Here is a 6,281-nt window from a genome sequence, read left to right on the forward strand (position 1 = left end):
GATTACATACAATCTTCAACTAAGATCGGTCAACAAGTTGACTGGAATTATGAAAAGGTTTCCTTTCCTTACACTATTTCAAATAAAAAATTAGATGACCAAGATGCACTTTATTTACAGAGCAATGATTCACGTTATAAACATTTTGTTGTTTCTATTCAAGATGATAAAAATATCGTGATTACTCTGTTACCAAACTCAACTTATGGTGATAAAGGCAAAGCAAATGAGCTATGTAGATATTTAGCTCAAAAAATTGAAGCAAAGCTTGAATTATTTAACAATCGAATCATGTATTTTTACAAACGATAATTTTAAAATAAATTTACGATCGCCTGACAAAAGAAAAATATTGAAGCATAAAAGCAAGTAATAATAATACTTGCTTTTCTTGTGTTTCCAACGTATTTTGCAATTAAATAAAGTTGATAAAAGAATACTAGAAACAATATGACTTTAGAATATAATTGATCTCTTTTCGACAAGAATAAAACAAATGAAAATCCTACCCAAAATAGTTGATGTATCATTAATACTATTAATTGTTTTCGCATCAATACTCCCACCAATCAATCATCAAATACTAGAAAGTTTGTTTTTTAAACGTTATGCGAGACATGCCTTAATCATGCAAAAAAACCTCCTAACAAATAGGAGGTTGCAGATAGTCGTTTTTTTCGTTATTTTGCCATCGTATTGCCTTTAATGTATCTCCGTTTAACAAAGACTTTAAGCTTTGAATAATGCGTTTTAAATGAATTTGAACAGTAAAAAAACCTCCTATAAAATATAGGAGGTTTTTAAGTAATTATTTTAAAACGTGGATTGGATGACCCATCGCTAATTCTGCAGCTTCCATTGAGATTTCACCTAATGTTGGGTGAGCGTGAATTGTTTGTGCAATATCCTCAACGCTCATGCAAGCTTCGATTGCAAGACCAAGCTCAGAAATGATATCTGATGCATTTACACCTGCAACTTGAGCACCAACTAGTACTCCATCTTCTTTACGAGAAACTAATTGTACGAATCCATCAGTTGAATTTAGAGATAATGCGCGACCATTTCCACCGAATGGGAATTTTGCTACATTAACAGCTAATCCTTCTTCATCTGCTTGTTTTTTAGTATAACCAACAGTTGCTAATTCTGGATCAGTAAATACTACTGCAGGAATTGCTAAGTATTCGATTTGACTTGACATACCACTGATTGCCTCAGCAGCAACTTTACCTTCATAAGAAGCTTTGTGTGCTAATGGAGGCCCAGCAATTACATCACCAATTGCGTAAATATTTTTAATTGTTGTACGAGCTTGTTGATCAGTTGTAATAACACCACGTTCGTTAATTTCAACACCGATATTTTCTAAGCCCATGTCACGAGAGTTCGGGAAACGTCCAACTGTTACTAATACGTAATCAGCTTCGATTTCTTTCATTTCGCCATTAGCTTCGAATTTAACTGTCACGCCATCTGCAGTTTCTTCAACGCCTTTACCGAACGCTTTTGTTACGATATCTACATTACCTTTTTTCTTTAATCCACGTTTAACAATTGAACTCATAGATTTTTCAAAACCATTTAAGATTTCGTCACCAGCTTCAAGAATTGTTACGTGTGTACCAAAGTTAGCATAAGCTGTACCTAATTCCATACCAATATAGCCGCCACCAATAACAACTAATTTTTTTGGAATTTCAGGTAAGTTTAATGCACCTGTTGAATCGATTACACGGTTGCTCCATTTGAAACCAGGGATTTCGATTGGAGTTGAACCTGTTGCGATGATCGCATTGTTAAAAGTATAAGTTTGAGCTGATTCTTCAGTAATTACACGAAGAGTGTTAGCATCATTAAAGTAAGCTTCACCTTTTATAACTTCAACTTTGTTTCCTTTTAATAAGCCAGCTACACCGCCAGTTAATTTATTAACTACACTGCTTTTCCAAGCTTGAACTTTTGTAAAATCAACTTTTACATTTTCTGCTGTAATACCGATGTCTTCAGAATGCTTAGCTGTTTCATAACGGTGACCAGCAGTAATTAATGCTTTTGAAGGGATACAACCAACGTTTAAACATACCCCACCAAGATTACCTTTTTCAATAACAGCAACTTTTTGTCCAAGTTGTGCTGCACGAATTGCTGCAACATAACCACCAGGACCGGCACCGATAACGACCGTATCTAGTTCAATTGCAAAATCTCCTACTACCATTTATCTTACGCCTCCATTAATAATAATTCTGGATCATTTAATAATCGTTTAATATGGTTTAATGCGTTTTGAGCAGTTGCACCATCGATAATACGGTGGTCAAAGCTTAATGATAACGCTAATACTGGAGCAACAACGATTTCTCCGTTTAATACAACTGGTTTTTCAGCAATACGACCAATACCTAAGATAGCTACTTCAGGGTGGTTAATTACTGGAGTAAACCATTGTCCACCAGCTGAACCGATATTTGAGATTGTGCATGTAGCACCTTTCATTTCTGCAGGAGCTAATTTACCATCACGAGCTTTAGTAGCTAATTCATTAATTTCAGCAGAAATTGAGAAGATAGCTTTACGATCAGCATCTTTAACAACTGGTACTAATAAACCTTTATCAGTATCTGCAGCAATACCAATGTTATAGTAATGTTTGTGTACGATTTCGCTAGTAGCATCATCGATTGATGTATTTAAAGCTGGGAATTTACGTAATGCAGAAGTTAAAGCTTTAACAACATAAGGTAAGAACGTTAATTTGATACCTTGTGCAGCTGCAACTTCTTTATATTTTTTACGGCTAGCAACTAGTTTCGTTACATCTACTTCATCCATTAATGTTACGTGTGGAGCAGTATGTTTAGAGTTAACCATTGCTTTAGCGATTGCTTTACGAATTCCACTCATTTTTTCACGAGTTTCAGGATATGCTCCTTCTGGAATTGGCATTGCTTTTGGAGCTTCTTGTTCTTTCGCTTCTGTTACAACTTCAACAGCAACTTCTGTTTGTGCTGCAGCAACTGGTGCTACTCCACCTAATAAGAATGCATCTACGTCTTGTTTTGTTACACGGCCATTTTTACCTGAACCTGGTACAATACGTAAATCTACGTTTTTCTCACGAGCGTATTTACGTACAGATGGCATTGCAATTACATGAGCTTTTGGTTCAATCGCAGCAACAGGTGATAGTGGTGCAGCATCTGTTTTTGGTTCACTTTGCTCATAAGATTCTTGTACTTTTGCTTGAACTGCTTCAGCAGCTTCTGGTACTGGAGTAGTAGTTGGAGCTTCTTCAGCATGTTGTCCTTTGAAGCTAATGTTTTCATAACCAGGTGCATCTAAACGTACTAATACGTCACCAACAACTGCAACTGTACCTTCTGCAACTAATACTTCTAATACTTTCCCTTTTACAGGTGATGGAATTTCTACTACTGATTTATCGTTTTGAACTTCACAAATAATATCATCTTCATTTACTTCGTCGCCTGCTTTAATAAACCATTTTACAATTTCACCTTCGTGAATACCTTCACCGATATCTGGTAATCTAAATTCAAATAGACTTGCCACTGAGTTTGACACAGATTTCTACCTCCGAACAAAGTTAAATTAATTTTTTAAAATATTTTATCTATAATGTAAGAAAGGTACTGATGATTTCATCAAATACCTTTCACTATGTTTTGTTATAAACTAAATTAGAAGTTTAAAACTTTTTGTATACCTTCAACTATATCTTTATGGTTTGGTAACCAAACTGTTTCCGCTTCTGAGAATGGGTAAACAGTATCAGCTGCAGTAATACGAACAACTGGTGCTTCTAATGAAAGGATACAACGATCATTAATTTCAGCAACTACATTTGCAGCAATACCAGCTTGTTTTTGTGCTTCTTGTACAACTACTGCACGTCCAGTTTTCTCAACAGACGCAACGATCGCTTCGATATCTAATGGGTGAACAGTACGTAAGTCGACAACTTCTACTGATACGCCATCTTTTTCTAATTCTTCAGCAGCTTTTAATGCAGCGTGAACCATTGCACCGTAAGCAAATACTGATACATCTTTACCTTCACGTTTAACATCCGCTTTACCTAATTCGATTGTGTACTCACCTTCAGGTACATCTTCACGGAATGAACGGTATAATTTCATGTGCTCTAAATAAATAACAGGGTCATTATCACGAATAGATGAAATTAAAAGACCTTTAGCATCTTTAGGAGTTGATGGAATAACTACTTTTAAACCAGGAGTTTGAGCCATTAATCCTTCTAAACTATCCGCGTGCATTTCTGGTGTATGAACCCCACCACCAAATGGTGAACGGAAAGTAATTGGAGAAGTAAAACGACCACTTGTACGGTAACGCATACGAGCAGCTTGACCAGCGATCGAGTCAAAAATTTCGAATAAGAATCCGAAGAATTGGATTTCTGGAACTGGACGGAATCCTTCAATTCCAAGACCGATTGCTAATCCACCGATTCCTGATTCAGCAAGTGGTGTATCGAATACACGCGCTTCACCGAATTCTGCTTGTAAACCTTCAGTTGCACGGAATACACCACCGTTTACTCCAACGTCTTCCCCGAATACTACTACAGTTGGATCGTTTTTCATTTCAACGCGTAATGCATCTGTGATAGCTTGAATCATTGTCATTTGCGCCATGACTTACTTCGACTCCTTCTCTTTGTAAATTGCATATTGCTCTTCTATATTACTTGTCATTTTTTCGAACATATTTTCCATTAAATGAGTAACTTTTTGTTTTGGCTCTTGGTCAGCAAGTTTGATAGCATCTTTAATTGCTTCTTTTGCTTCTTCGATAATTGCATTTTCTTCTTCTTCAGTCCAAAGACCTTTTTTCTCTAAAAACTTACGGAAACGTACGATTGGATCTTTTGCTTCCCACTCATTTTCAGTATCTTTTGTACGGTAACGAGTTGGGTCATCACCAGCCATTGTATGTGGTCCATAACGGAATGTTAATGTTTCAATTAATGTTGGCCCTTCGCCGTTAACTGCACGTTTACGAGCTTCTGATGTAGCAGCATATACTGCTAATGGATCCATTCCATCAACTTGAATACCAGCAATACCTACTGCAATTGCTTTTTGAGCAATTGTTCTAGCTTTTGATTGCTTAGAAACTGGAGTTGAGATTGCGTATCTGTTATTTTGAACAACGAAAATCGCAGGAGCATTATAAGCACCAGCAAAGTTCATACCCTCATAGAAATCACCTTGAGAAGATCCACCGTCACCTGTATATGTAATGGCAACAGATTTTTGGCCTTTCAATTTCATACCAAGTGCAACACCTGCAGCTTGAACAATTTGAGCACCAATAATAATTTGTGGGAAGATTGCATTTACATCTTCAGGAATTTGGCTTCCTACTAAATGTCCACGAGACCATAAAAATGCTTTATATAATGGTAGACCGTGCCAGATCATTTGAGGTACATCACGGTAACCAGGTAAGATAAAGTCTTCTTTTTCAAGAGCAAATTGACTTGCTAATTGAGAAGCTTCTTGTCCTGCAGTAGGAGCGTAGAAACCTAAACGACCTTGTCTGTTTAATGAAATTGAACGCTGATCAAGAACTCGAGTCCATACCATACGTTTCATTAATTCTTTTAATTGCTCATCTGATAAATCAGGCATCGCTGATTGATTAACGATTTCGCCCTCTTCATTTAAAATTTGAAGAGTTCCAACTGAATCACCAAATTGAAGCATTTGATCCATTAATTCAGAAACAGTTTGTGTATTCTTCATTTCTGTTGTTTCCTTTCCAGCTACTTTCTTCGTAGTAGTTGCCACTAAAACCCACACCCTTCTTTAATTATGGAGGATTTATTTTCTTTATCCATCATGTGTATTTTCTTAAAAGTAATTACAAGTAACCTTAACTTATAATTAAAATCTGTACTTATACTATTCGTGTATTACACTAGTACAACATTGAACACTAGTACAGTTTATAACACGTTCATAAACTCGTCAAATATTTTGTTGTATTATTTTATTCATGATTTTTCGGAAAATTCGTCGTAAAATTTTAACCCTGTACTACCTTTGAAACAGCAATCTGTTATACAATAACAGAAACTCCTTTAAATTATACTTAAATAGCTAATAACGGATTTTTTTTATCATAAATTTCAAACTGTACTACAACGATTTTTATTTAGTAATTCTAGTCCCAATCTGTTATTTACCATATTTTTCATATATGTCTTTTTGTAAATTATTTAATTTTTG

6 protein-coding genes are annotated in these 6,281 nt (G+C 35.6%); 1 reads left to right on the top strand and 5 read right to left on the bottom strand.

Annotated features, from left to right (window positions below; genetic code table 11):
• On the top strand, positions 1 to 312 hold a 312-nt coding region (locus tag CN514_RS18090), incomplete at its 5' end, for a DUF1885 family protein (RefSeq protein WP_098233793.1).
• Positions 313 to 314: 2 nt separating this feature from the next.
• Here CN514_RS18090 and CN514_RS18095 read toward each other — a convergent pair.
• The 5 genes from CN514_RS18095 to pdhA form a co-directional block, all read right to left on the bottom strand.
• Positions 315 to 554: a hypothetical protein gene (locus tag CN514_RS18095; protein WP_098233794.1), complete on the bottom strand. Its 240-nt coding sequence runs from the start codon at positions 552 to 554 to the stop codon at positions 315 to 317.
• Positions 555 to 808: 254 nt separating this feature from the next.
• Positions 809 to 2,221, bottom strand: coding sequence for a dihydrolipoyl dehydrogenase (gene lpdA / locus CN514_RS18100; RefSeq protein ID WP_098233795.1), 1,413 nt, complete (start codon positions 2,219 to 2,221; stop codon positions 809 to 811).
• 5 nt (positions 2,222 to 2,226) lie between these two features.
• Positions 2,227 to 3,576 (bottom strand): dihydrolipoamide acetyltransferase family protein, encoded by a 1,350-nt coding sequence (locus CN514_RS18105; RefSeq protein ID WP_098233797.1) that lies wholly within the window; start codon positions 3,574 to 3,576, stop codon positions 2,227 to 2,229.
• Positions 3,577 to 3,704: 128 nt separating this feature from the next.
• Positions 3,705 to 4,682 (bottom strand): alpha-ketoacid dehydrogenase subunit beta, encoded by a 978-nt coding sequence (locus tag CN514_RS18110; protein WP_098233796.1) that lies wholly within the window; start codon positions 4,680 to 4,682, stop codon positions 3,705 to 3,707.
• A gap of 3 nt (positions 4,683 to 4,685) precedes the next feature.
• Complete coding sequence (pdhA, locus tag CN514_RS18115) at positions 4,686 to 5,765, bottom strand: pyruvate dehydrogenase (acetyl-transferring) E1 component subunit alpha (protein ID WP_286141741.1); 1,080 nt, start codon at positions 5,763 to 5,765, stop codon at positions 4,686 to 4,688.
• Between the last annotated feature and the right edge of the window lie 516 nt (positions 5,766 to 6,281).

Origin of the sequence: Bacillus sp. AFS001701 (assembly GCF_002559405.1) — a bacterium.
In the GTDB taxonomy this organism is placed as follows: Bacteria; Bacillota; Bacilli; order Bacillales; family Bacillaceae_G; genus Gottfriedia.